Source organism: Azorhizobium caulinodans ORS 571 (genome assembly GCF_000010525.1).
GTDB lineage: Bacteria > Pseudomonadota > Alphaproteobacteria > Rhizobiales > Xanthobacteraceae > Azorhizobium > Azorhizobium caulinodans.
In genome coordinates, this window is record NC_009937.1 from 1247435 (window position 1) to 1271379 (window position 23945).

Annotated in this window: 18 protein-coding genes and 1 pseudogene; 18 read left to right on the forward strand and 1 reads right to left on the reverse strand. The window is 69.8% G+C overall.

What is annotated here, in order from left to right:
- The first annotated feature begins 42 nt into the window (after positions 1-42).
- From AZC_RS05760 to AZC_RS05785, 6 genes and pseudogenes are all read left to right on the forward strand, one after another.
- The gene (locus AZC_RS05760) at positions 43-684 is read left to right on the forward strand and encodes a DUF2460 domain-containing protein (protein ID WP_043878961.1); all 642 of its coding nucleotides are present in this window, start codon (positions 43-45) and stop codon (positions 682-684) included.
- A 7-nt stretch (positions 685-691) separates the two neighbouring features.
- Positions 692-1576 carry a DUF2163 domain-containing protein gene (locus AZC_RS05765; protein WP_012169656.1) on the forward strand — a complete coding sequence of 295 codons (885 nt, stop codon included), beginning with the start codon at positions 692-694 and terminating at the stop codon, positions 1574-1576.
- Entirely contained in the window at positions 1573-2010 is a 438-nt protein-coding gene (locus AZC_RS05770) for an NlpC/P60 family protein (protein ID WP_012169657.1), read from the forward strand. Before AZC_RS05765 ends, AZC_RS05770 begins: the two co-directional genes overlap by 4 nt.
- Positions 2011-2049: 39 nt before the next feature.
- A pseudogene (locus AZC_RS05775) lies at positions 2050-5957 on the forward strand (baseplate multidomain protein megatron).
- Positions 5958-5980: 23 nt separating this feature from the next.
- A complete protein-coding gene (locus AZC_RS26355; protein ID WP_012169659.1) occupies positions 5981-7456 on the forward strand; it encodes a DUF2793 domain-containing protein in 1476 nt (491 codons plus the stop codon).
- Positions 7457-7470: 14 nt separating this feature from the next.
- The gene (locus tag AZC_RS05785) at positions 7471-7719 is read left to right on the forward strand and encodes a hypothetical protein (RefSeq protein ID WP_148209807.1); all 249 of its coding nucleotides are present in this window, start codon (positions 7471-7473) and stop codon (positions 7717-7719) included.
- A gap of 2 nt (positions 7720-7721) precedes the next feature.
- Here AZC_RS05785 and AZC_RS05790 read toward each other — a convergent pair whose 3' ends face one another.
- Positions 7722-7934 carry a hypothetical protein gene (locus AZC_RS05790; RefSeq protein ID WP_043878963.1) on the reverse strand — a complete coding sequence of 71 codons (213 nt, stop codon included), beginning with the start codon at positions 7932-7934 and terminating at the stop codon, positions 7722-7724.
- 276 nt (positions 7935-8210) lie between these two features.
- Here AZC_RS05790 and AZC_RS05795 point away from each other — a divergent pair, with 276 nt between their 5' ends.
- The 12 genes from AZC_RS05795 (at position 8211) to AZC_RS05850 (ending at position 23908) form a co-directional block, all read left to right on the forward strand.
- The gene (locus AZC_RS05795) at positions 8211-8882 is read left to right on the forward strand and encodes a response regulator transcription factor (RefSeq protein WP_012169660.1); all 672 of its coding nucleotides are present in this window, start codon (positions 8211-8213) and stop codon (positions 8880-8882) included.
- Between the two features lie 28 nt (positions 8883-8910).
- On the forward strand, positions 8911-10305 hold the full coding sequence (locus AZC_RS05800; RefSeq protein ID WP_012169661.1) for a sensor histidine kinase: 1395 nt from the start codon (positions 8911-8913) through the stop codon (positions 10303-10305).
- Positions 10306-10414: 109 nt separating this feature from the next.
- The gene (locus tag AZC_RS05805) at positions 10415-10828 is read left to right on the forward strand and encodes a LipA protein (protein ID WP_012169662.1); all 414 of its coding nucleotides are present in this window, start codon (positions 10415-10417) and stop codon (positions 10826-10828) included.
- A gap of 131 nt (positions 10829-10959) precedes the next feature.
- Positions 10960-12129: a c-type cytochrome biogenesis protein CcmI gene (gene ccmI, locus AZC_RS05810; protein ID WP_012169663.1), complete on the forward strand. Its 1170-nt coding sequence runs from the start codon at positions 10960-10962 to the stop codon at positions 12127-12129.
- 79 nt (positions 12130-12208) lie between these two features.
- Positions 12209-12733, forward strand: a complete 525-nt coding sequence (ccmE, locus tag AZC_RS05815) for a cytochrome c maturation protein CcmE (RefSeq protein ID WP_012169664.1) — start codon at positions 12209-12211, stop codon at positions 12731-12733.
- On the forward strand, positions 12730-14715 hold the full coding sequence (locus AZC_RS05820) for a heme lyase CcmF/NrfE family subunit (RefSeq protein WP_012169665.1): 1986 nt from the start codon (positions 12730-12732) through the stop codon (positions 14713-14715). The genes ccmE and AZC_RS05820 overlap by 4 nt, the downstream gene beginning before the upstream one ends.
- Positions 14716-14719: 4 nt before the next feature.
- Entirely contained in the window at positions 14720-15205 is a 486-nt protein-coding gene (locus AZC_RS05825; RefSeq protein WP_012169666.1) for a cytochrome c-type biogenesis protein, read from the forward strand.
- Positions 15206-15339: 134 nt separating this feature from the next.
- Positions 15340-16890 (forward strand): Do family serine endopeptidase, encoded by a 1551-nt coding sequence (locus tag AZC_RS05830; RefSeq protein ID WP_043878964.1) that lies wholly within the window; start codon positions 15340-15342, stop codon positions 16888-16890.
- Positions 16891-17370: 480 nt separating this feature from the next.
- The gene (locus AZC_RS05835) at positions 17371-18087 is read left to right on the forward strand and encodes a response regulator transcription factor (protein ID WP_012169668.1); all 717 of its coding nucleotides are present in this window, start codon (positions 17371-17373) and stop codon (positions 18085-18087) included.
- Between the two features lie 329 nt (positions 18088-18416).
- A complete protein-coding gene (locus tag AZC_RS05840) occupies positions 18417-19850 on the forward strand; it encodes a sensor histidine kinase (protein ID WP_081433913.1) in 1434 nt (477 codons plus the stop codon).
- Between the two features lie 239 nt (positions 19851-20089).
- The gene (locus AZC_RS05845; RefSeq protein WP_043878965.1) at positions 20090-23062 is read left to right on the forward strand and encodes a bifunctional [glutamine synthetase] adenylyltransferase/[glutamine synthetase]-adenylyl-L-tyrosine phosphorylase; all 2973 of its coding nucleotides are present in this window, start codon (positions 20090-20092) and stop codon (positions 23060-23062) included.
- Positions 23063-23173: 111 nt separating this feature from the next.
- A complete protein-coding gene (locus tag AZC_RS05850; protein WP_012169671.1) occupies positions 23174-23908 on the forward strand; it encodes a superoxide dismutase in 735 nt (244 codons plus the stop codon).
- Positions 23909-23945 lie beyond the last annotated feature (37 nt).

The following is a 23945-nucleotide window of genomic DNA, read 5'->3' on the forward strand; positions in this document are numbered from 1 at the left end:
AACTATTAACGGAACGCCAGAATTGAGCGGAGTAGACATAAGATGCCCTCCTTTCATGAGGTTTTGTTTCCGCTCGATGTGGCACTCGGTGCCGCAGGTGGCCCAGAACGGGTGACGGAGGTCGTCACAACCGCTTCCGGCCGCGAGGAACGCAACACCCGGCGCGCTGATTCGCGGCGCAGGTGGGACGCCGGATACGGCGTGAAAAGCCTCCGCGCGCTGCACGAGGTGCTGGCCTTTTTCGAGGAGCGCAGGGGCCGCCTCCACGGCTTTCGCTGGCGCGATCCGACCGACCCGTCCTCGGGCGCCCCGGATGCCGCCCCGACCCCCTTCGATCAGCGTATCGGCACCGGCGATGGAACGACCCGCGCCTTCCAGCTGGTGAAGACCTACGGCAGCCATTTCGCGCCTTATGTGCGGACCATTGCGAAGCCCGTCGCGGGCAGCGTGCGGGTCGCGGTGGGCGGCGTGGTGATGGCCGAGGGGACAGCGTTTTCCTGCGATCCGGCGAGCGGGCGCGTGACCTTTGCGGAGGGGCATGTGCCGCCCGCCGGGGCGACCATCACCGCCGGCTTCCGCTTCGACGTTCCGGTGCGCTTCGACACCGATTTCCTCGAGATCAATCTCACCCATTTCGCTGCCGGGGAGATCCCCCGCATTCCCATCATCGAGATCCATCCGTGAGGATGCCATGCGCCGCTTTCCGGATGCCCTCTCCGCCGCTCTCCAGGCGGGCGCCACGACGTTCTGCAACGGCTGGCGCATCACCCGCCGCGACGGCCGCGTGCAGGGCTTCACCGACCACGACCGCGACCTCGTCATCGATGGCGTCACCTTCCATGCGGCCAGCGGCATTTCCGCCAGCGAGAGCACGCTCGCGGCGGGCCTTGCGGTGACCGGCATGGAAGTGTCCGGCGCCCTCTCCGGCGAGACGCTTGAAGAGACCGCGCTGGCCGCCGGCCTCTATGACAGCGCCCTCCTCGACTTCCTGCTCATCGATTGGCAGGCCCCGGAAACGCACGTCCTGCTCCGGCGGGGTACGCTGGGCGAGGTGCGCCGCCAGGGCCTGTCCTTCACCGCGGAATTGCGCGGCCTCGCCGATGGGCTCAACCAGACGCGCGGCCGCGTCTTCAGCGCCCTGTGCGATGCGGACCTCGGCGATGCCCGCTGCGGCATCGTGCTTTCGGATGGCCATATGACCACCGGCGTGATCGCAGCGATGGGCGCGGACAATCGCCTCGTCGTCTCCGGTCCGGACGTCGCGGCGGGCAGCTACACCCGCGGGCGCTTCCGCCTCACCGGCGGGATCGGAGCGGGCTTCGCCTGCGAGGTGAAGGCCCACGCGGTGGACGCGGCAGGTGTGGTGCTCGATCTGTGGCAGGCGCTGCCCGAGGGTGTCGTCGCAGGCGATGCGTTCGAGGTGACGGCCGGCTGCGACAAGCAGTTTGCCACCTGCCGTGACCGGTTTGCCAACGCCCGCAATTTTCGCGGCTGCCCGCACATGCCGGGCAATGACTTCGTCTTCTCCGTCGCTGCGCTCGGGGAGGCCGCCTATGACGGCGGCACCCTCGCGTGACGGGCGCCGCGCGCCGCGCCGCCATCGTAGCGGAAGCCCGTGCCTGGATCGGCACGCCCTATCATCACCGGGCCTCCGTGAGGGGCGAGGGGACCGATTGCCTCGGCCTGGTGCGCGGCGTCTGGCGGGCGGTGATGGGCGCGGAGCCCGAGCCTCTTCCGCCCTATGCCGCCGACTGGGCGGAGGCGTCGCGCACGGAGACGCTCATCGCCGCCGCCGGCCGCCATCTGGTGCCGGTCCAGACGGCAGCCATGCAGCCCGGCGACGTGCTGCTCTTCCGCTTCCGCACCCACCTTCCCGCCAAGCACTGCGCCCTGTTGAGCGCACCGGGGCGGATGATCCATGCCTATGACGGCGCGGCGGTGTGCGAGGGCGACTTCGCCCCGTGGTGGCAGCGGCATCTGGCGGCGGTCTTCGCCTTTCCGGGCCGCTGAGCCGGCGCGGCCTGCCTTCCTGAACTCCGGAGACACATCATGGCGACGCTCCTTCTCGGCGCGGCGGGCAGCGCCGTCGGCAGCCTGTTTGGTCCCATCGGCGCGCTGGCGGGCCGGGCGCTCGGGGCGCTCGGCGGTGCGGCGCTCGACCAGATGCTGCTCTCCGGCGGCGGCTCTTCCCGAACGGTGGTTGGGCCGCGCCTGTCCAGCCTCGATGTGATGACCTCGGCGGCGGGCGCCAGCCTCCCGCGCATCTATGGCCGGGTGCGCGTCGGCGGACAGGTCATCTGGGCGACGCAACTGGAGGAAGTGGCCTCCGCCTCCACGCCCCGCAGCGGCGGCAAGAGCGCGGTGTCCGGCAGCCGCACCACCACCGTCTCCTACAGCTATTTCGGCAGCTTCGCGGTCGGCCTGTGCGAGGGACCGGTGACGCGGATCGGCCGCATCTGGGCCGATGGCAAGCCGCTCGACCTGACCGGCGTCACGGTGCGCTGCTATACGGGCAGCGAGGCCCAGTCGCCCGATCCCTGGATCGAGGCCAAGCAGGGCGCAGGCAACACGCCCGCCTATCGCGGCCTTGCCTATGTGGTGTTCGAGCGCCTGCCCCTTGCACGCTATGGCAACCGCCTGCCGCAGATCACCGTGGAGGTGGAGCGCGCCATCGGCCAACTGGAGCAGCAGGTGCGGGCGGTGACGCTGATCCCCGGCGCCACCGAATTCGGCTATCAGCCGGACCTCGTGCAGCGGGTCACCGGCTATGCTGCCTACGCGCCCGAGAACAGGCATACCGTGAGTGCGCCCACCGACCTTGCGGCCGCCCTCGACCAGTTGCAGGCGCAGTGCCCGAACGTGAAGCGCGTGTCGCTCGTCGTCACCTGGGTCGGCAGCGATCTGCGGGCGGGCGTATGTCGCATCGAGCCCAAGGTGGAGCGACAGGACAAGGAGACGCTGGGAGCCCAGTGGCGCGTCGCCGGCCTCTCCCGCGCCGAGGTCGCGACCGTCTCCTGGTATGGCGGATCGGCGGCCTATGGCGGCACGCCCTCCGACTCCAGCGTGATGGGCGCCATCGCCGCCCTCAAGGCGCGCGGGCTGGAGGTGGCGCTCAATCCCTTCATCATGATGGACATCCCCGCCGGCAACGGCCTGCCGGACCCGTGGACGCTCGGCCCCGATCAGGCACCCTATCCCTGGCGCGGGCGCATCACCTGTGATCCCGCACCCGAACGCCCCGGCTCGCCCGATGGATCTGCTCAGGCGGAAGCGCAGATCGATGCGCTTTTCGGCAGCGCGCGGGCGGAGCACTTCCTGCGCTTCGGCACCGACCTCTTCTATATCGGCCCGCTGGAATGGAGCCTCAGGCGCATGGTGCTGCACTATGCCCATCTCGCGGTGATGGCGGGCGGTGTCGAGACCCTGCTCATCGGCTCCGAGATGGCTGCGCTCACCCGCGTGCGTGGGCCGGGCGGGAGCTTCCCCGCGGCCGAGCGCTTCGCGCGCCTCGCCGCCGACGTGAAAGGCATCGTGGGCGCGGGAACGAACGTCTCCTATGGCGCCAACTGGGACGAATATGGCGGGCAAGCCTTCGCCGACGGCACGCTCGCCTTTCCGCTCGACATATTGTGGGGATCGCCGGCGGTGGATTTCGTCGGCATCGACTATTACGCCCCGCTCGCCGACTGGCGGGACGGTGCGGATCATCTCGACGCCGCCCGCGCCGTCACGCTTTATGACCGCGCCTATCTGAAGGCGAACCTGCGCGGCGGCGAGAGTTACGACTGGTTCTATGCGGACGAGGCCGCCCGCGCGGCGCAGGTGCGCACGCCCATCACCGATGGTGCCTATGGCGAGCCCTGGGTCTTCCGCCAGAAGGACCTCTGGTCCTGGTGGGCGAACGCCCATCACGCGCGGCCGGGAGGCGTGCGCGATGGCGCCCCCACCGCCTGGGTGCCGGGCGCGAAGCCCATCCGCCTCATGGAGATGGGCTGCGGCGCTGTGGACAAGGGGCCGAACCGCCCCAGCACCTTTCCCGACGCCAAATCCTCCGAGGGCGGCTTCCCGCCCTTCTCCAACCGGGGACGGGATGATTTCATCCAGCGCCGCACGCTGGAGATGATGACGGCAGCCTTCGATCCCGCCTTCGGCGCGAGCGATGCGGACAATCCGCCCGCGTGCGTGCCCGGCGGGCGGATGGTGGACCCCGGCATCTATCTGTGGACCTGGGATGCCCGGCCCTTTCCCTATTTCCCGCTCGCGACCTCCGTCTGGGCGGACGGCGAGAACTGGGAGACGGGCCACTGGCTCCCCGGCCGCCTCGGCACCGCCCCGCTCGACGCGCTGGTGGCACGCATCTGCGCCGACCATGGCCTCTCCGATGTGGATGCCAGTGCGCTCGAAGGCGTGGTGGATGGCTATGTGGTGAGCGATCCCACCACCGCTCGAGCGGCCATCGAACCGCTGGCCCGCGCCTTCGCCTTCGATGCGGTGGAGGAGGGGGCGACGCTTGTCTTCCGTCCGCGCGGGCGGCGCGTCGTCACGTCGCTCGACGAGGACGACCTTGTGGCGCAGGAGGATGCCGCGCCGCTGCTGCTCACCCGCGCGCAGGAGACCGAACTGCCGCTGGAAGTGGAGATCGCCTTTGGTGACGGCGGCGCGGACTATCGGCGCCGCACGGTGTCATCCCGCCGTCTCGCCGGTGCCGCGCGCCATGTGACGCGGCTGGAGGTGCCGGCGATGGCGAGCGACGCGCTGATGGTGCGCGCCGCCGACATGCTCCTCCAGGACACATGGGCGGGGCGCGAGGAGGCCCGTTTCACCCTGCCGCCGTCCTTGCGGGCGCTCCAGCCGGGCGACGTGGTGGACCTCACCTGCGACGGGCGCACCCGGCGCCTCGAAATCCGCGAGATCAGCGATGGCGAGGGGCGGGCGGTGACGGCCCGCACCGTCGATCTTTCTGTCTTCCGCTCCGCTCTGCGGCGCGCCTCGGCGCCGCCCGTGCCGGTGGCGCGCGCGTCGGGGCCGCCGGGCGTGCTGCTGCTCGACCTGCCGCCGCTCGACGCTGGCGATCCGCCGGTGCTTCAGTATCTCGCCGCCACCGCCACCCCATGGCCGGGGGCGCTCACCGTCTGGCGCTCCAGCGATGGTGCGAGCTTCACGACGCTCGCCAGCGTCACCACCCCGGCGACCGTCCTCTCACTCCTCGATCCGCTGCCGCCGGGGCCGCTCTGGCGCTTCGACCGCTCCACCCGTGTGCGCGTGGAGCTGCTGGCCGGCGCCCTTGTCGGCCGCAGCGAGGCGGAGGTTCTGGAGAAGGCCAACGCGCTGGCGCTGGTGGCGGAGGGGCGCGCGAGCGAGGTCCTGCATTCGCACAGGCGGAGCTGCTGGGGTCGGGCGTTTATGAACTCGCCGGCCTGCTCCGTGGGCAGGCTGGCACCGAGGCTGAGGTGGCGCAGAGCTGGCCCGCCGGTACGCGGGCCGTGCTGCTGGATGCGGCTCTGGTGCCGCTCACTTCGGACCTCTCGCCGCTCGGCCGCAGCGTGCTCTATCGCATCGGCCGGGCCGACCGGGACCATGGCGACGCGCAGGTGCTCGAAATCTCCACCACCGTACCGGACACCGCGCTCCGACCCTATGCGCCGGTGCATCTTGCCGGGACGCGCACCTCGGCGGGCATCGCGCTCTCCTGGGTCCGCCGGACGCGCTTCGACGGCGATGGCTGGGCCGGCGTCGAAGTGCCACTCGGGGAAGGGGCCGAGCGCTACCGCGTGGAGATCCTCTCCGGCGAAGCGGTGCTGCGGACAGTCGAAACGCCGGAGACGGCCTTTCTCTATCCGGCTGCCGACGAACTGCTGGATTTCGGCACGCCGCAGGCCCGGATCACCGTGCGCATCACCCAGCTCTCCGCACTCATCGGCGCCGGTCGCCCGGCGGTTGCGACGCTGAGCGTCTGATCTTTCTGGACAAGGAAACCGTCATGGCCTCCGAGACCACCGCCAATCTCGCGCTGCCCTATCTCGCGGCGGCGCAGGCGCAGAAGCATGTCACCCACAATGAGGCGCTGCGGGCCCTGGACGCACAGGTGCACCTGCGGCTCGAAAGCCTGACCGCGCTGACTCCGCCGGCTGCGCCCGCGCATGGCGCGCGATGGTTCGTGCCTGTGGGCGCGAGCGGCGTCTTCGCGGGGCATGCCGGGCGCATCGCCGCCTATGAGGCGGGTGCGTGGGACCTCCTGCCCTGCGTGCCGGGAACGCTGGCTTACGTCGCCGATCAACGCCGCCTGCGGCTCTTTGATGGCACCGCCTGGGTGTCGCCCCTCGCCAGTGCCGCCCGCGGCGGCATGCTGGAAGCGGTCGTGCTTGAGGAGGACGTGTTCCTGTTCGGAACGAGTGTCGCCACCACGACGGTCATTCCGGCCCGTGCGGTGGTGATCGGCGTCTCCACGCGGACGCTGGAAACGGTCACCGGCGCCACCGCCTATCACTGCGGCATCGCGGGGGAGCCGTCCGCCTTCGGTGGTTCTCTGGGCGCGGCAGCGGGAAATGCCAATGCCGGCGTCATCGGCCCCCGCGCCTTCTATACGGATACGCCGGTGGTTCTCACCGCGCAGGGCGCGGCCTTCACGGGCGGGCAGGTGCGCGTGGCGATCCATTATCTTCTCTGCGCCGTGCCTGGCGCCTCGGGCGGCGGCTATGTGCCGGCGCGGGCCGAGACGGTGGCGCTGGTCGCCCGCATGCCCGCTCCGGCGCCGTCGCGGCAATATCTCATGGACCGGCTGGTGGGGGCGCTGGTGGATGCCGGCGTGTGGGCCAAGCTCGATGCGCTCTATGTCCTCGCCGCACCCGATTCCGCCTCGGCGCGGTTGAACTGGGTCTCCGCCGCCTATGGTCTCACCGAGGTGAACAGCCCCGCCTTCAGTGTCGATCGCGGCTATCGGTCGGACGGCGCCACCTCCCATCTGCGCACGGGCTTCGTGCCGAGCGGCGCGACCCGCTTCCGTCAGGCCTCCGCCAGTCTCGGCGTGTGGGTGGCGGAGAACGGCCGGCGGGGCCTCGCGATCGGCGCCCTCCAGTTGCCTGGCTATCAGGGCAGCCATATCGCCCGCTACGGCGCCGGGGATGGTGACTATTGTGCGCTGACGATCAACCAGTCGGGCATCATCCCCGTGGCCAATTACAGCGCCTTCCTCGACCCAGGATTTTATGCGGCGACCCGGACCGACAGCGCTTCGGTCGTGCGTTATCGCAACGGTGCGAACGTGGAGAGCGTGTCCGCCGCGGCCGTGCCGCCGCCCGCGCTCGAATTCTTCCTGCTCGCGATCAATCTCGGCAGTGCTTACGTCAATGGCACCAGCCGCGTCTCCGCGGCCTTCATCGGCGGCGGACTGACGGCGGCGGAGGTGGCGGCCCTTGACGCGGCGCTGCGCGCTTATCTCACGGCGCTCGGCGCATGAGTGTGGAGGAGATCATGACCGATGTTCCCGTGGCGGATGACGCCATCGCTTGCCTGATCCTGACCCCGGCCCAGGCCGACATGCTGCGCGGCGAAACGACGCCGGGCGCGGCGCTGGAGCCGGTGTGTCTCGCGGATGGCGAGACCTTGGTGCTGCCCTCGGCCGTGCGGGACGATCCCGCACATGCAACCCGGCGCGAGATGCTGGCGGATCTGCCGGTGCGCGTGCTGGCGCGCGAAGCGTTCGCCCGTCCGGCCGTCTGACCTCACCAGGATTTACGCACCCAGGGGCATTCCATGCGCGAGCGGTGGTAGGTGACCTCGTGCAGCGCCAGGCCGGAAAAATAGCTGCAGGTCATTTCGTCGCCCCGGAAGGAGCGCCAATAGAGCAGGCCCATTGAGTTGGCGTGCAGGAAGAAGATGACCGACACCGCGATCACGATCAGCCCAAGAAACGCCACGGCGAGGGCCCGTTCCATTTATGCACCCCGGAAGGAACTGCTTTCCGTAAGGACGTTGCAACCAACTCATAGGATACGGGCGCGGGTGCCGTCCAGCTTCCGTTGCCGCGTCGGTGCCGCGTGGGCTGTGCCGCTCCATGATACCGAAGCGGCTCGGGCCCTGCGGTTGCAGCAAAAGCCAAGCTCGCGCCTGGCGCGGGGAGCGTCCCGAGATGTACACAGCAGACCTGACAGAAGCCGCGCGCTCTGGCATTCTCCCGCCCGGCCTGAGGTGTGGTCGGCGAGGACGAAGACGTGCGTCTGCTGGTGATAGAAGACGATCCGGATCTGAACCGGCAATTGGTGAATGCGCTGGGTGAAGCGGGATACGCGGTCGATACGGCCTTCGACGGGGAGGAGGGGCACTTCCTCGGCGACAGCGAGCCGTATGACGCGGTGGTGCTAGACATCGGCCTGCCCAAGCTCGACGGCATCTCCGTCCTGGAGCATTGGCGCCGGGCCGGCCGCCGCATGCCGGTACTGATCCTCACTGCCCGCGACCGCTGGAGCGACAAGGTGCAGGGCTTCGATGCTGGCGCCGACGACTATGTGGCCAAGCCCTTCCACATGGAGGAGGTGCTCGCCCGCCTGCGGGCGCTGCTGCGCCGCGCCAGCGGCCATGCCTCCAGCGAGCTGACCTGCGGCCCCGTACGTCTCGATACACGTTCCGGCCGCGTCTCGGTGGGTGGCTCGCCGGTGAAGCTCACCAGCCATGAATATCGCCTGCTCTCCTATCTCATGCACCATGCCGGCCGCGTCGTCTCCCGCGCCGAACTGGTGGAGCATCTCTACGAGCAGGATTTCGACCGCGACTCGAACACCATCGAGGTGTTCGTCGGCCGCCTGCGCAAGAAGATCGACTGTGATGTGATCCAGACCGTCCGTGGCCTGGGCTATCTTCTGGCAGCGCCGGAGACCGCGCGCTGAGCATGCCCGCCTTCCGGCAGACCGTCCCATGATCCTGCCGCGCACGCCCGGCTCGCTTGCCTTCCGCCTGTTCCTCTCGGCGGTGGTGGTCACGGCGCTGATCCTGCTCGTGGTGGGCGTCGTGCTGTCCTCGCTCTATCGCGACGGCGCCGAGCGCGCCTTCGACCGGCGCCTCGACGTCTATCTGAAGACCATCGTGGGTGGCCTTGCGACCGGCGACATGCCCGACACCGGCGAACTGCCGGAGCCGCAGGGCCTCACGGACCCGCTGTTCCTTTTCCCCTTTTCCGGCTGGTACTGGCAGATGAGCCGGCTCGATGGTCCCGAGCCAGCCTCCCGCCGTTCGCGCTCACTGCCCGAGGGCGGCCTGCCGAGCCTCGAAGCTCTGGGGGTCGTAGAGCGGCCGGGCGGCGTGCGCGAGGGCTATGCGCCGGGTCCCGAAAAGCAGATGCTGCGCCTCGTGGAGCGCACCCTCGACCTGGGGCAGGACGGACGCTACCGCATCACGGTGGCGGGCGATGCCTCCGAGATCGAGGACGAGATCACCAATTTCAATCTCGCCCTGGTCGGCACCTTCGGCGTGTTGGGCCTCGCCTTCCTGCTCACCGTGCTGTTCCAGGTCCGCTTCGGTCTGCGGCCGCTGGTGCGTATCCGCGAGGCGCTGTCCGCCGTGCGGTCCGGCAAGGCGGAACGGCTCGAGGGAGAATATCCGGAGGAGGTCGCCCCGCTGGTGGCGGAGGTGAACGCCCTCATCGACGCGAACAAGGAGATCGTGGACCGCGCCCGCACCCATGTGGGCAATCTCGCCCATGCGCTGAAGACGCCCCTCTCCGTCCTGCTCAACGAGGCCGGCAATCGCGACGATCCGCTGGCGGTGCGCGTGCGCGACCAGGCGACGCTCATGCGCGACCAGGTGGGGCACCATCTGGAACGCGCCCGCATGGCCGCCCGCGTCTCGGTGGTGGTGAGCGTGTGCGATGTCATCCCCATCGTCACCGGCCTTTCGCGCACCATGGAGAAGATCCACCGGACGCGCGATCTCTCCATCGAGGTGGAAGTGGTGGGCGAGGACATCCGTTTCCGGGGCGAGCGGCACGATCTGGAGGAGATGATCGGCAATCTCATCGACAATGCCTGCAAATGGGCGGCGGGACGGGTGTTCGTGCGGGTGGCGATGGAGCCGCGCGGCGCCAGCGACCGGGCCTATTTCCGGGTGGTGATCGATGATGACGGCCCTGGCCTCAGCCCCGGCAAGCGGGCCGAGGTGCGCCGGCGCGGGCGTCGGCTCGACGAATCCAAGCCGGGTTCCGGCCTCGGCCTGTCCATCGTCCATGAACTCGCCTCGCTCTACGGGGGACGGTTCGACATGAACACCGCGCCTCTTGGCGGATTGCGTACGGAACTGGTATTGCCCGCAGCCTGACCCGAAGGTGGGGCGGTCCGCCGCAGGCAGGCCCCTCCGCTTTCTCGTAAATTTTGTATCCTGTGCGTGCTCCGGTCCGTCCGCCGGAGACCCGAGCGAAGGCTCAGCCATGATCGCGCCGAAGGTCATCTGTGTGTCGTTCCTTGCCCTTGCGCTCGCCGGCTGCGTCAGCACGTCCGACGATGGGCCCAAGGTCGCCTCGGCGCCGGCGCCCGTGGTGTCCACCTCGCCCGTGCTCGGCGTGACGGCGGGTTATGCCAATGCGCCGCTGGACGAGACGGACAAGCAGCGCGCCTATGCCGCCGAAGTACAGGCGCTGGAATATGGCGGTCCCGGCAGCCCCGTGGGCTGGAAGGGCGACAGCGGTGCCTACGGCACGGTCATTGCCGGCCCCGCGTATGCCCGGCCGGGCAATCCCCAGTGTCGAGACTACTCACATACCATTTATGTGCAGGGTCGGCCCCTGACGACCCGCGGGGTCGCCTGCCGGGCGGCGGACGGCACCTGGGGCGCGCCAAGCTGACGCAGGGTCGCCCCACAGCGCCCAGTCTTCCGGCGGCTATCTAATGACGCTTGCGTGAGACGCCGTCGCTGCGAAGGCCCGCGACGGAAAGCAGCGTTGCATTTCCGTCCTGCTCCGATACGGCAGTTGTCATGATGTCCCTTCCGCTGTTCATCGCCTTTGCGCTGATGACCGCCGCCGCGGTCATGGCCGTGCTGTGGCCCCTGAGCCGCAGGCGCGAGGCGCACAGCGAGCGCGAGGCGGACCTTGCGGTCTATCGCGACCAGCTCGCCGAGATCGGCCGCGATCAGGCGGCCGGACGCCTGCCGGCCGAGCAGGCCGAAGCGGCCCGCATTGAGGTCAGCCGCCGAATCCTTGCCGCCGCGGGCACCGCAGGGGCGGCTTCGCCTGCGGAAGCGAATGGCGTGCGCCGGCGCCGGCTCGCCGCCATCTTCGTGCTCATCCTGATTCCCGTGGTGGCCGCCGGCATCTACGGCTTCACCGGCGCGCCGACCGTGCCGGGCGCACCTCTGGCCGCGCGCCTCACTGCGCCCCCGGATGGCAACGACATCGCCATTCTCGTGCGGCGGGTGGAGGAGCATCTCGCCGCCAACCCCAATGACGGGCAGGGCTATGAACTGCTCGCCCCCGTCTATGCCCGCATGGGCCGGCTCGACGACGCGGCGCGCGCCTATCGGCAGGCCATCCGCCTGCTCGGCAACAGCGCCGAGCGGCAGGTGGCGCTCGGCGAGGTGCTGACGCTGGCCGCCAACGGCATGGTCACGCAGGAGGCCGCGCAGGCCTTCGCCGCTGCCGCGGCGCTGGACCCGCAGTCGGTGAAGGCCCGCTATTTCCTCGGCCTCGCCGCCGAGCAGGACGGGCGCAAGGCCGATGCCGCCGCCCTCTGGTCGAGCCTGCTCCAGAGCGCGCCGGCCGATGCGCCGTGGCGCCCGATCGTCACGGCGGCGCTGGCGCGCGTGGGTGGCAGGGCCCCGTCCACCTCCGTCCTGCGCCTGCCGCAGCCCGCGACTCCGGCGACGGCACCGGGCCCTTCCGCCGAGGACGTGGCCGCGGCTGCCCAGCAGACGCCGGAGCAGCGTTCCGCCATGATCATGGGCATGGTCTCGCGGCTGGAGGAGCGGCTCGCCGCCGATCCGAAGGATCTCGACGGCTGGCTGCGGCTCGCACGGGCCTGGAGCGTGCTCGGCGACAAGACCAAGGCGGAGGCCGCGCTGCAATCTGCGCGCAAGGCCTTCGCCGATGATGCGGAGGCGGGCCGTCGCCTCGATGCGGCGCGGCAGGAACTGGGGCTCGGGGGTTAGGCTGCAACCAGCCGATGCAGGTCAAGGATCGGGCTGGAGAACTGCTGTATGAGGGCTGGAGCTTGGAGACGTTAAGACCGTGACCCGTAAAAGCCGCCGCCTCATTCTCATCGGCGCGGGCCTCGGCGTGCTCGCGCTCGCTGCCGGCCTGATCCTGACCGCCCTCAACGACACCATCGTCTTCTTCCGCACGCCCACGGAAGTGGCGCAGCAGCAGATCGCGCCCGGCGCCCGCCTGCGCCTCGGCGGCCTTGTGGAGCCGGGCAGCGTCGCCAAGAGCGGTGCGTCCGTGCGCTTTGCGGTGACGGACGGCAATTCCAAGGTCACGGTGGCTTACACGGGCCTCCTGCCGGACCTGTTCCGGGAAGGGCAGGGCGTGGTGGCCGAAGGCGTGCTCCAGAGCGACGGCACCGTGAAGGCCGATAGCGTGCTCGCAAAGCATGACGAGCGCTACATGCCCCGCGAGGTGGCCGACGCACTGAAGAAGTCCGGCCACTGGAAGGAAGGCGAGGAGGGCGGCCCCGTGCCGCCAGCCGCCAAGACGCCCGGTCCCCAGTCCTCCGCCGCCCCGCCCGCCGTCTCTCCTGCCCGGAGCACCCCATGATCGCGGAACTCGGCCATTACGCCCTCGTCCTCGCGCTCGCTCTGTCGCTGGTGCAGATGGTGGTGCCGGCCTGGGGCGCGGCGAAGCAGGACCCGGTTCTCATGGGCGTCGCCGGGCCGGTGGCGCTGGCGCTGCTGCTGTTCGTCTCCGCCGCCTTTGCGGCGCTGGTCGCGGTCTATGTGACCTCCGATTTCTCGGTGGCGAACGTGGTGGAGAATTCCCACTCGCAGATGCCGCTCGTCTACAAGATCACCAGCACCTGGGGGAACCACGAGGGTTCCATGATGCTCTGGGTGCTCGTGCTGGCGGTGTTCGGCGCGCTGGTGGCGGTGTTCGGGACCAATCTGCCCGACCGCCTGAAGGCCAATGCGCTGGCCGTGCAGGGCGCCATCGCCACAGCCTTCCTCGCCTTCATCCTGCTCACCTCCAATCCCTTCCTGCGCATTCTCCAGCCGCCGGCGGAAGGCCGCAGCCTCAATCCGGTCCTGCAGGACCCCGGCCTCGCCATCCATCCCCCGCTGCTCTATCTCGGCTATGTGGGCCTCTCCATCGCCTTCTCCTTCGCCATGGCGGCGCTGATCGAGGGCCGGATCGATGCCGCCTGGGCGCGTTGGGTGCGGCCCTGGACGCTGGCCGCCTGGGTGTTCCTGACGCTCGGCATCGCCATGGGCTCCTACTGGGCCTATTACGAGCTCGGCTGGGGCGGCTGGTGGTTCTGGGACCCGGTGGAGAACGCCTCCCTGATGCCCTGGCTCGCCGCCACCGCGCTCCTCCATTCGGCGGTGGTGATGGAAAAGCGGGACGCGCTGAAGATCTGGACGGTGCTGCTCGCCATCCTCGCCTTCTCGCTGTCGCTGATCGGCACCTTCCTCGTGCGGTCCGGCGTCCTCACCTCGGTCCACGCCTTCGCCACCGATCCGGCGCGCGGCGTCTTCATCCTCGGCATTCTCACCGTCTTCATCGGCGGCAGCCTGCTGCTGTTCGCGCTGCGGGCCGGAGAGTTGCGGCAGGGCGGCCTGTTCGCGCCCGTCTCCCGCGAGGGGGCGCTGGTGATGAACAATCTGTTCCTCACCGCCGCCACCGCCTCGGTCTTCGTCGGCACGCTTTATCCGCTGGCGCTGGAGGCCTTCACGGACAGCAAGATCACGGTGGGCCCGCCCTTCTTCAATCTCACCTTCGGCGGGCTGATGCTGCCGCTGGTCTTCGCCATTCCGTTCGGCCCGCTGCTGGCCTGGAAGCGCGGCGACCTGCTGGGCGTCGCCCAGCGCCTCACCCTTGCCGCTGGCCTTGCGGTGGTGGCCATCGTCGTTACGGCGGCAGCCGCTGGCGGGGGACCGATCACGCCGGCCATCCTCATCGGCCTCGGCGTCTTCATCATCGCCGGCGCGTTGACCGAGCTGGCCGAGCGGGCCGGCGTCGGCCGGGTGCCGGCGCGGGTCGCCTGGGCGCGCTTCCGGGGCGTGCCGCTCTCGGCGCTGGGGACCGCCGTGGCCCATCTCGGGGTCGGCGTCTGTCTCATCGGCATCGTCTCGGAGAGCGCCTGGAGCCTGGAGCGCATCGCCTCCATGAAGGTGGGCGATACGGTCACCATCGGCACCCGCAGCCTGACGCTGGACCGCCTGGAGAACCGCTCCGGCCCCAATTATGCGGCGCGTGTGGCGGTGTTCGACATCCGCTCCGGCGGCACGCCGGCCGGCACCGTGGAGACCTCCAGGCGCAGCTTCGAGGCGCGGGCCATGGCCACCACCGAATCCGGCATCCGCACCTATGGCTTCAGCCAGCTCTACGTTTCCATGGGCGAGGAAACGCCGGACGGCCATCTCTCCATCCGCGCCACGTGGAAGCCGCTCGTCACGCTCATCTGGCTCGGCGCCGTGGTGATGGCGCTGGGCGGAGGCCTGTCGCTGGCCGACCGGCGCCTGCGCGTCGGCGCGCCGCGTCCCGCCCGCCGCCGGACCCCGGCTGCGGTTCCGGCGGAGTAGGGCCATGACGCGCGTGATCCGCCTTCTTGCGGCGCTGTTCCTCACCTTCAGCGTCCTGCCGGCGCTGGCCGTCCAGCCGGATGAGGTGCTGCCCGATCCGGCAATGGAAGCGCGGGCGCGCGAGCTCTCCAAGGAGCTGCGCTGCATGGTCTGCCAGAACCAGTCCATCGACGATTCCGATGCGCAGCTCGCCCGCGACCTGCGCATCCTCGTACGCGAGCGGCTGAAGGCGGGTGACAGCAACAGCCAGGTGCTGGATTTCCTCGTCGCCCGCTATGGCGAGTTCGTGCTGATGCGCCCGGTCTTCTCCTGGCGCAACGCCCTGCTCTGGGGCACGCCCGGCCTCGTCCTGGTGCTCGGCGCCTGCGCCGCCTTCTTCGCCCTGCGCCGCCGGCCGACGTCCGCGAGCCAGGCCCTGACGCCCGAGGAGGAAGCACGCGTGAAGGCGCTGCTCGCGGCCTCCGAGGAGCCCGGCACGCGGCCGGAATAGTCGGGCTGCGCCCTCACGGAGCCGTGACGCGTCTTACAGAACCGTAATCTTTCAGCCAGCGGACCGTAAGGCGCGCGGGCCTAGGTTCTCTCTCACGCCCGCCGGACATGGCGGGGATGACCAGAGAGAGACGCATGACCCGCTCCACCAACTCCTCCTTCCTGACGAAGCGCCGCACCGCCCTGATGGCGGGTGTCGTCGGTCTCGCGGTTGCCGGCGTCGCGGTCGGCCAGTTCGGCTACGGGAGCACGCCGGCGCTCGCGCAGGCCACCACCGCCGCCCCCGTCACCGCCCAGAGCTTCTCCTTCGCCGACGTGGTGCAGAAGGTGACCCCGGCCGTGGTGTCGGTGAAGATCAAGAAGGACGTGTCCGCCCAGCAGATGGCCATGGGCGGCGATGACGAATTCGGCGGTGCCGACGTGCCGCCCCAGATCGAGCGCTTCCTGAAGCGCTTCGGGTTCGAAAACGGCCAGGGCGGTCCCGGCGGCATGCAGCGCATGCCCCGCGGCGGCGGCGCCGGCGAGCGCCGGGTCGTGGGCCAGGGCTCCGGCTTCATCATCTCGCCCGACGGCTATGTGGTGACCAACAACCACGTGGTGGATGGCGCGTCCGAGGTGGACGTGACCATGACCGATGGCAAGGAATACACCGCCAAGGTGATCGGCACCGATCCGCGCACGGACGTCGCCCTCATCAAGATCGACGGCAAGAACGACCTGCCCTTCGTGAAGCTCGCGGACGGCGCGCCGCGCGTCGGCGACTGGGTGATCGCGGTGGGCAATCCCTTCGGCCTCGGCGGCACGGTCACGGCGGGCATCGTCTCGGCCCGCGGCCGCGACATCGGCTCCGGCCCCTATGACGACTTCGTGCAGATCGATGCGCCGATCAACCGGGGCAACTCGGGCGGCCCGACCTTCGATCTCAACGGCAACGTCATCGGCATGAACACCGCCATCGTGTCGCCCTCCGGCGGCAACGTGGGCATCGCCTTCGCCATCCCGTCCGAGACGGTGAAGACGGTGGTGGACCAGCTCCGCCAGGACGGCAAGGTGGCGCGCGGCTATATCGGCGTGCAGATCCAGCCCGTGACGGATGATCTCGCCTCCGGTCTCGGCCTCAATGCCGCCGAAGGCGCCCTCGTGGCCCAGGTGCAGCCGGACACCCCGGCGGCCAAGGCGGGCCTCAAGAGCGGTGACGTGGTGACCAAGGTCAATGGCGATGCCGTGAAGGACGCCCGCGACCTCAGCCGCAAGATCGGCATGATGAAGCCCGGCGCCTCCGTTGCCCTCACTGTGGTGCGGGACGGCAAGACGCAGGCCTTCAACGTGAAGCTCGAGCAGCTGCCCACCGATCAGCAGATGGCGAGCGCCGACGGCAACGGGCCGGCCACGCATGACGTGCCGCGCCTCGGCCTCCAGCTCGCCCCGGCCAAGAGCGTCCAGGGCGCCGGCGCCCAGGGCGTGGTGGTGACGGAAGTGGACCCGAACGGCCCTGCGGCCGCCCGCGGCATCCGCTCCGGCGACGTGATCCTCGACGTGGGCGGCAAGACGGTCTCCAACCCGTCCGATGTCCGCGAGGGGCTCGCCGCTGCCAAGGCCGAGAACCGCAAGGCGGTCCTCATGCGGGTGAAGGGCGAGCAGGGCGTGCGCTTCGTCGCCATCACCCTCGACAAGTCCAAGGGCTGATCCTCCGCCACCCGGAGGCTGAGGCCTCCGGGACCGGCGACAACCGGCACCGGGTGGCCTCGGAAGGTTAAGGCAGGTGGCACGGGTGCGGGGAACCCCGTGCTTCGCGCCTGCCGGAGCCGGATCTGGGCACATTGCATCGCCACGCGATGCAATGTGCCCAGTGAATCCGTCTCCCTTCATGGAGACAGAGGGCGATTCACTGCTCGGATTGCTGCAATCCGAGCAGATCGCGCTCTGGCGCGCCGGCCTGCGGGGGATCGGCGCGCCCCCGGTCGGACCCGCCTGAAGCGGGCCGGCCGGGCGGAATTCCAGATTGGTGCCGAGGCGGTCCCTTCCGTCGCCCCAACAGCCGCCAAGGTCCAATCGGCGCGGGGAGCCCTTGCTTCCCGCGCCGTCATCGTTTGGGGGCCTCGCGATTTCGCGGACCCGAGAGCTGCAACCGTGCTGCGCCAGCCCGCAATGGTGATCTAGACTGACATGGACGCGAATCTCGAAACGGACTTCAGCCTTTCCATGCGACTGCTCCTCGTCGAGGACGACCAAGACGCGGCCGACTACCTGCGCAAGGCCTTCCGCGAGGCGGGCCATGTGGTGGACCATGCGGCCGACGGCGAGGACGGCCTCGCCTATGCGCTCGACGGCAAATATGACGTGCTGGTGGTGGACCGCATGCTGCCCCGCCGCGACGGCCTCTCGCTGGTCGCCGAACTGCGTGGGCGCGGCGATGCCACGCCTGTGCTCATCCTCTCGGCGCTGGGACAGGTGGACGACCGCGTGGTCGGACTGCGGGCCGGCGGCGACGATTATCTGCCCAAGCCCTATGCCTTCACCGAACTGCTTGCCCGCGTCGAGGCGCTGTCGCGCCGGGGGGCGCCGCAGGCAGCCGAGACCGTCTATCGGGTGGGCGACCTTGAACTCGATCGCCTCGCCCATCGCGTCGCGCGCGGCGGCAAGGAGATCCCGCTCCAGCCGCGCGAATTCCGCCTGCTCGAATATCTCATGCGGCACGCGGGGCAGGTGGTGACGCGCACCATGCTGCTGGAAAACGTCTGGGACTATCACTTCGACCCCCAGACCAACGTCATCGACGTCCACGTCTCCCGCCTGCGCTCCAAGATCGACAAGGGCTTCGACGTGCCGCTGATCCACACCGTGCGCGGCGCCGGCTACATGGTCCGCGTGGGCTTGCGCTAAGGGGCGTCCGGCATGGCTGAGGCGGCATTACCCCCCTCCCAACCCTCCCCCGCAAGGGGGGAGGGCTTTGTCGCGCATTGTCTCGGGCGATCCATCTCTCCCTTGCGCACCCGACTCCCTCCCCCCTTGCGGGGGAGGGCTGGGGAGGGGGGTAAGGTCCTCTCCCCTTGCCGCACCCGCCTGCCACGGCGCGCAATGTCCTTACGTTTCGCAAGAAGCGCGCGTTCTACCCCCCTCCCAACCCTCCCCCAAAAGGGGGAAGGACTTCGGGGGGCGCTCCGAGCTCCCTCCAATCCCCCTCGTCCCCTCCAGCCGTCGCGGCGCCCGTCATGATGCTTCCGCGCGACCTGTCGCGCCTCGTCCGCACCACCGCCTTCAAGCTGCTGGCGGTCTATCTCGTCATCTTCGCCCTCTTTGCCGTCTCCATGATCGGCTATGTGGCCTGGCATACGCGCCGGCTGGTCGAGAGCCAGGTGACCGAGAATGTGGATGCGGAGGTGCGCTTCCTCGCCGAGCAGTATCGCCTCGGCGGCATCCAGCGGCTTGTGCTGGTCATCGACCGGCGGGCGCGGCGGCCCGGCTCGTCCATCTATCTGCTGACGAATTTCGCCGGCGAGGTGCTGGCCTCCAACGTTTCCGAACTGCCCATCGGCCTGCTCGACCAGCAGGGTACGCGTGTCACCACCTACAAGCGCTCCGAGGAGCCGGGCGCGAAGGAGAACCTCGCTTATGTCGAGGTCTTCATGCTGCCCGGCGGCTACCGGCTGCTGGTGGGCAAGGATATCGAGGACCGCGACACCCTCCGGCAGCTCGTGGTGCGGCCGGCGCAGGGCGCGCTGGTGATGATCCTCATCCTCGGCCTCGCCGGTGGCGTGTTCGTTACCCGCCGGGTGCTGAAGCGCATCGATGCCATGAACGCCACCACCGAGCGCATCATGGCGGGCGATCTCACAGGCCGCCTGCAGGTGAACGGCACGGGTGACGAGTTCGACCGCCTCGCCCAGAGCCTCAATGCCATGCTGGAGCGCATCGAGAGCCTGATGGCCGGGCTGAAGGAAGTCTCCGACAACATCGCCCACGACCTCAAGACGCCGCTCACCCGCCTGCGCAACCGCGCGGAAGAGGCGCTCAGGGGCGCGACCACCGAGGACGAATGGCGGTCGGCGCTGGAGACGACGATCGAGGAAAGCGATGGGCTGATCCGCACCTTCGATGCCCTGCTGATGATCGCCCGCGCAGAGGCGGGACAGGCGCGCGCCAGCATGGTGGAGGTGGACCTCGCCGACATCACCGAGAACGTCGCCGAACTCTATGAGCCGCTGGCCGATGAGCAGGGGCTCGACCTCGTGACCGAGATTGCCCCGGCGTCCATCGTCGGCCTGCGCGAACTGCTGGCGCAGGCGCTCTCCAATCTCATCGACAATGCCATCAAATACGGCGTTCCCCGCGATGGCGTGCGCGGGCGAATCGTCGTCTCCCTGCACCGTCAGGATGGCTTTGCCGTCCTCTCCGTGACCGACAGCGGGCCGGGCATTCCCGATGCCGACCGGGACCGGGTGGTGGAGCGCTTCGTGCGGCTGGAGGCGAGCCGGTCGCGGCCGGGCTCGGGCCTCGGCCTGTCGCTGGTGGCTGCCGTGGCGCGGCTTCACGGGGGACAGCTCTCGTTCAGCGACGCCGCGCCGGGCCTGCGGGCGACGCTGCGCCTGCCGATCCGCGCCCTGCCCAGCGAGATGACCATCGCGCGCACTCCGGACGGCCGCTGACGGGTGCGGCGTTTTCACGCTTAAGTGCGCAGGATGCGCGCGACTCTCTCCGGCGGTGCGGCCGCGCCGCCGGCTGCGGCAGGCGGTGATGCTTGACTGGGCGGTGCCGGCGGCGTGCGAAAGCCGGCTCTAAATCCTTGATGCGCCACACGGGACGCGCGCAAATTTTGCCGTAAAGCGGCCGGCGCGGCGTCTATGGGCTTGCGCGCGGGGCGTACCTTGTGCCTTTAAGACAGGCAATGACCGCATTGACCTCCCCTTCTCCTGAACTCGGGCCTGGTCTCGCCGCTGCGATCCGGGAAGCGCCGGTGCTTTTCGATGAAGCGGCGGCGGCGGTGAAGCTCTCCCACACCCTCGAGCGGTTCGCGGACCACGACCGCGCGAGCCTCGATGCCCTTCTCGTTGCCCATCCCATGGCACGGCAGGTGGTGCTCGGCGTCATGGAGGGAGCGCCCTTCCTCACCGACGTCATCCGCCGGGAGCCCGCCCGCCTCTTGCGCGCGCTTGAGACCGATCCCGTCGCCCGGGTGGCCGCGCTCGTCGCGGCGGCGGGCGTGCAGGTGCGCGAGGCCGAGGACGAGGCAGCGGTGATGCGGGCGCTGCGCCGCATGCGCAGCGAGGCGGCCCTCGTCATCGCCCTCGCCGATATCGGCGGTGTGCTGCCGCTCATGGACGTGACGCGGGCCCTGACCCGCGTGGCCGATACGGCGGTCGCGCTGGCGCTGGATTTCCTGCTGCGCGAGGCGGCGGGCAGCGGCAAGCTGCTGCTGCCGGACCTCAACGTGCCCGGCAAGGGTTCGGGTCTCGCCGCCATCGCCATGGGCAAGCACGGGGCGGGCGAACTCAACTATTCCAGCGATGTGGACCTGATCCTGGTCTATGACCGGGCCGTGGCCCCGCTCGGCCCCGATGCCGAGGCGAGCCCCACCTATGTGCGCATCGCCAAGGGCCTCGTGCGTCTGCTCCAGGAGCGCACCGAGGACGGTTATGTCCTGCGCGTGGACCTGCGCCTCCGGCCTGATCCGGGCTCGACGCAGGTGGCGCTCTCCACCGCCTCGGCGCTCGCTTATTACGAGCGCGAGGGCGCGACCTGGGAGCGCGCGGCCTATATCAAGGCGCGGCCGGTCGCCGGCGACCTTGTGGTGGGCCGGGAGTATCTCGACGAGCTCGCCCCCTTCGTCTGGCGCCGGGTGCTGGATTATCAGGCCATCTCCGACGTCCACGCCATGAAGCGCGAGATTCATGCCTTCCGCGGGCATGAGGTGGTGGCGGTCGAGGGGCACAATGTGAAGCTCGGCCGGGGCGGCATCCGCGAGGTCGAGTTCTTCGTCCAGACCCAGCAACTGATCGCCGGCGGCCGGGACCGCGACCTGCGCTCGCCGCGCACGCTGGAGGCGCTGGGCGCGCTGGTGGACCACCGCTGGATCGCCCCCGAGGTGCGGGACGATCTGTCCGAGGCCTATGTCTTCCTGCGCCGGGTCGAGCATCGCCTCCAGATGGTGGCCGACGCCCAGACCCACACGCTGCCGGAAGGGCGCGAGGCCCTGGAGGCCTTCGCCCGCTTCATGGGCTACAAGGACCGCGACAGCTTCGCGGCCGCCCTCGTGGAGCGGCTCCAGCGGGTGCAGGGCCATTACGCCCATCTGTTCGAGGACAGCGTCACCCATCCCTGCCTCCAGGGCGAACTCCACTTCCCGCTGGACCGGGACGACCGCGCGACGCTCGGCACCCTGTCCCGCCTCGGCTTCCGCGATCCGCCCGCCGCCAGCCGTCTGGTCCGCGAGTGGCTGGCCGGCCAGCCGCGTGCGCTGCGCACGGACGCGGCGCGTGAGCATCTCGCCCGCATCGTGGCCCTTCTCATCGAGCAACTGTCCCATGGCGGCGACCCGGACGGCGCACTCAATGCCATGGACAGCTTCCTGCGCGACCTGCCCGGTCCGCACCTGCTGGCGGCGCTGGAGCACAATCCGGACCTCGTGCGCCTCATCGCCACCATCGTCAGCGCCGCCCCGCGCCTCGGCGAGACGCTGGCCCGGCGCCCCTCGCTCGCCGATGCGCTGCTCGATCCCGCCTTCTTCGACGTGCTGCCCGACGAGCCGGCCCTCGCCGCCCATCTCGAAGCCTTGCTCGATGCGGCGCCGAATGAGGAAGAACAGTTCGACCGCGCCCGCCGCTTCCGGCAGGAACAGCACGTTCTGATCGGCGTGCGCATCGTCTCCGGCACGCTGCCGGCGGCGCGGGCGGGCGAGGCCTATGCCCGCGTGGCGGAGGTCATCATCCGCGCCCTGCACGCCCGCGTCTGGGCGCGCTTCGTGGAGGCGCACGGCAGCATTCCCGGCGCGGATACGGCAGTGCTCTCCATGGGCAAGCTCGGCAGCCGCGAGATGACCGCCGGCTCCGACCTCGATCTCATCGTGCTCTACGATTTCGATCCGGCCTCGGACGGCACGTCGGATGGCCCGCGCCCGCTGGTCGGAGCGCAGTATTTCGCCCGCTTCACCCAGCGCCTCGTCACCGCGCTGACCAGCCTCACCAATGCCGGCAAGCTCTATGACGTGGACCTGCGCCTGCGCCCGTCCGGCCGGTCAGGCCCGGTGGCGACGCGCATCGGCTCCTTCGAGAATTACCAGCGCACCGAGGCCTGGACCTGGGAGCACATGGCGCTGACCCGGGCGCGGATCATCTCCGCCAGCCCCGCCTTTGCCCGGCGGGTGGAGCAGGTGATCCTGCAGGTGCTCGCCCATCCGCGTGATCCCCGCCGCATCGCCGGCGACATTCTCGACATGCGCCGGGCCATCGCGGCGGAGAAGGGCGAAAGCGACCGCTGGAATCTCAAGCACGCGGCCGGCGGACAGGTGGACGCGGAGTTCCTCGCCCAGTTCCTCGTGCTCATCCATGCCGAACGGCATCCGGAGATCGTCGATACCGCGACGGCGCGCATCCTCACCGTGGCGGGCTGGCTTCAGCTCCTGAGTCCCGAGGATTGCCAGACCCTCTCCAACGCCTGCCGGCTCTATCAGGATCTCACGCAGGTGCTCCGCCTCGCCATCGACCGGCCATTCGTGCCGGCGCAGGCGAGCCCGGCGCTGAAAGCGCTGCTGGCGCGGGCGGGCGAGATGCCGGACTTCTCCTCCCTCGACGCCCATCTCACCGACACGGAAGCGCGCGTGCGGGCCATCTTCGAGCGCATTCTGGAAGCCGCTTCCGCCTGAGCGGGGTGGCGGCGCACGTCCGCGCGAGCGGGCGGACCTGCGGCGCGGCTTTGGGGTTATGATCGTCGCAAGGCACGGACGCTTCCGTGCCGTTCCGCGGAGGATCGCCCCATGGACGCCACGCCCACCGCTTCCTTGCTCAACGCCTCCTTGCCCGCCGCTTCGTCCCGCCCCGCCGTCTCCCGCCGTACCGCTCTGGCCCTCGGGGCCGGCGCCATGGCGAGCGTGCTCGCCGCGCCCCATGTCGCCCGCGCCGCCGTGCCCTTCGTGCTGCCGCCGCTGCCCTATCCCGAGGATGCGCTGGTGCCGACCATCTCGGCCCGCACGGTCGGCCTGCACTATGGCAAGCATCACAAGGGTTATTACGACAAGCTGAACGTGCTCGTGCAGGGCAAGCCCTATGCGGACATGACGCTGGCCGAAGTGGTGGTCTCCGCCCGCAAGGCCAATGACGCGGACGTCTTCAACAATGCCGCTCAGGCCTGGAACCACAATCTCTACTGGGAGAGCTTCAAGGGCGGCCCCGCGGCGCCGAAGGGCACCTTTGCCCAGCAGGTGGAGAAGGATTTCCAGTCCCTCGTCGGTCTCCAGCGCAAACTGGTGGAGCAGGGCGACAAGGTGTTCGGCACCGGGTGGGTCTGGCTCGTGCGCGATGGCGACAAGCTCGACATCATCGGCATGAAGGACGCCATCAACCCGCTGCCGGACGGCAAGACGGTGCTGCTCGGCATCGACGTGTGGGAGCACGCTTATTATCTCGACTATGAGAACCGCCGCACCGCCCATGTGGAGGCGGTGGTGAAGGACCGCGTGAACTGGCAGGTGGTCGGCGAGCGCTGGGGCTGAGGCGCGAAACTTCCATCGTTTTCGAGAGATCGACGGC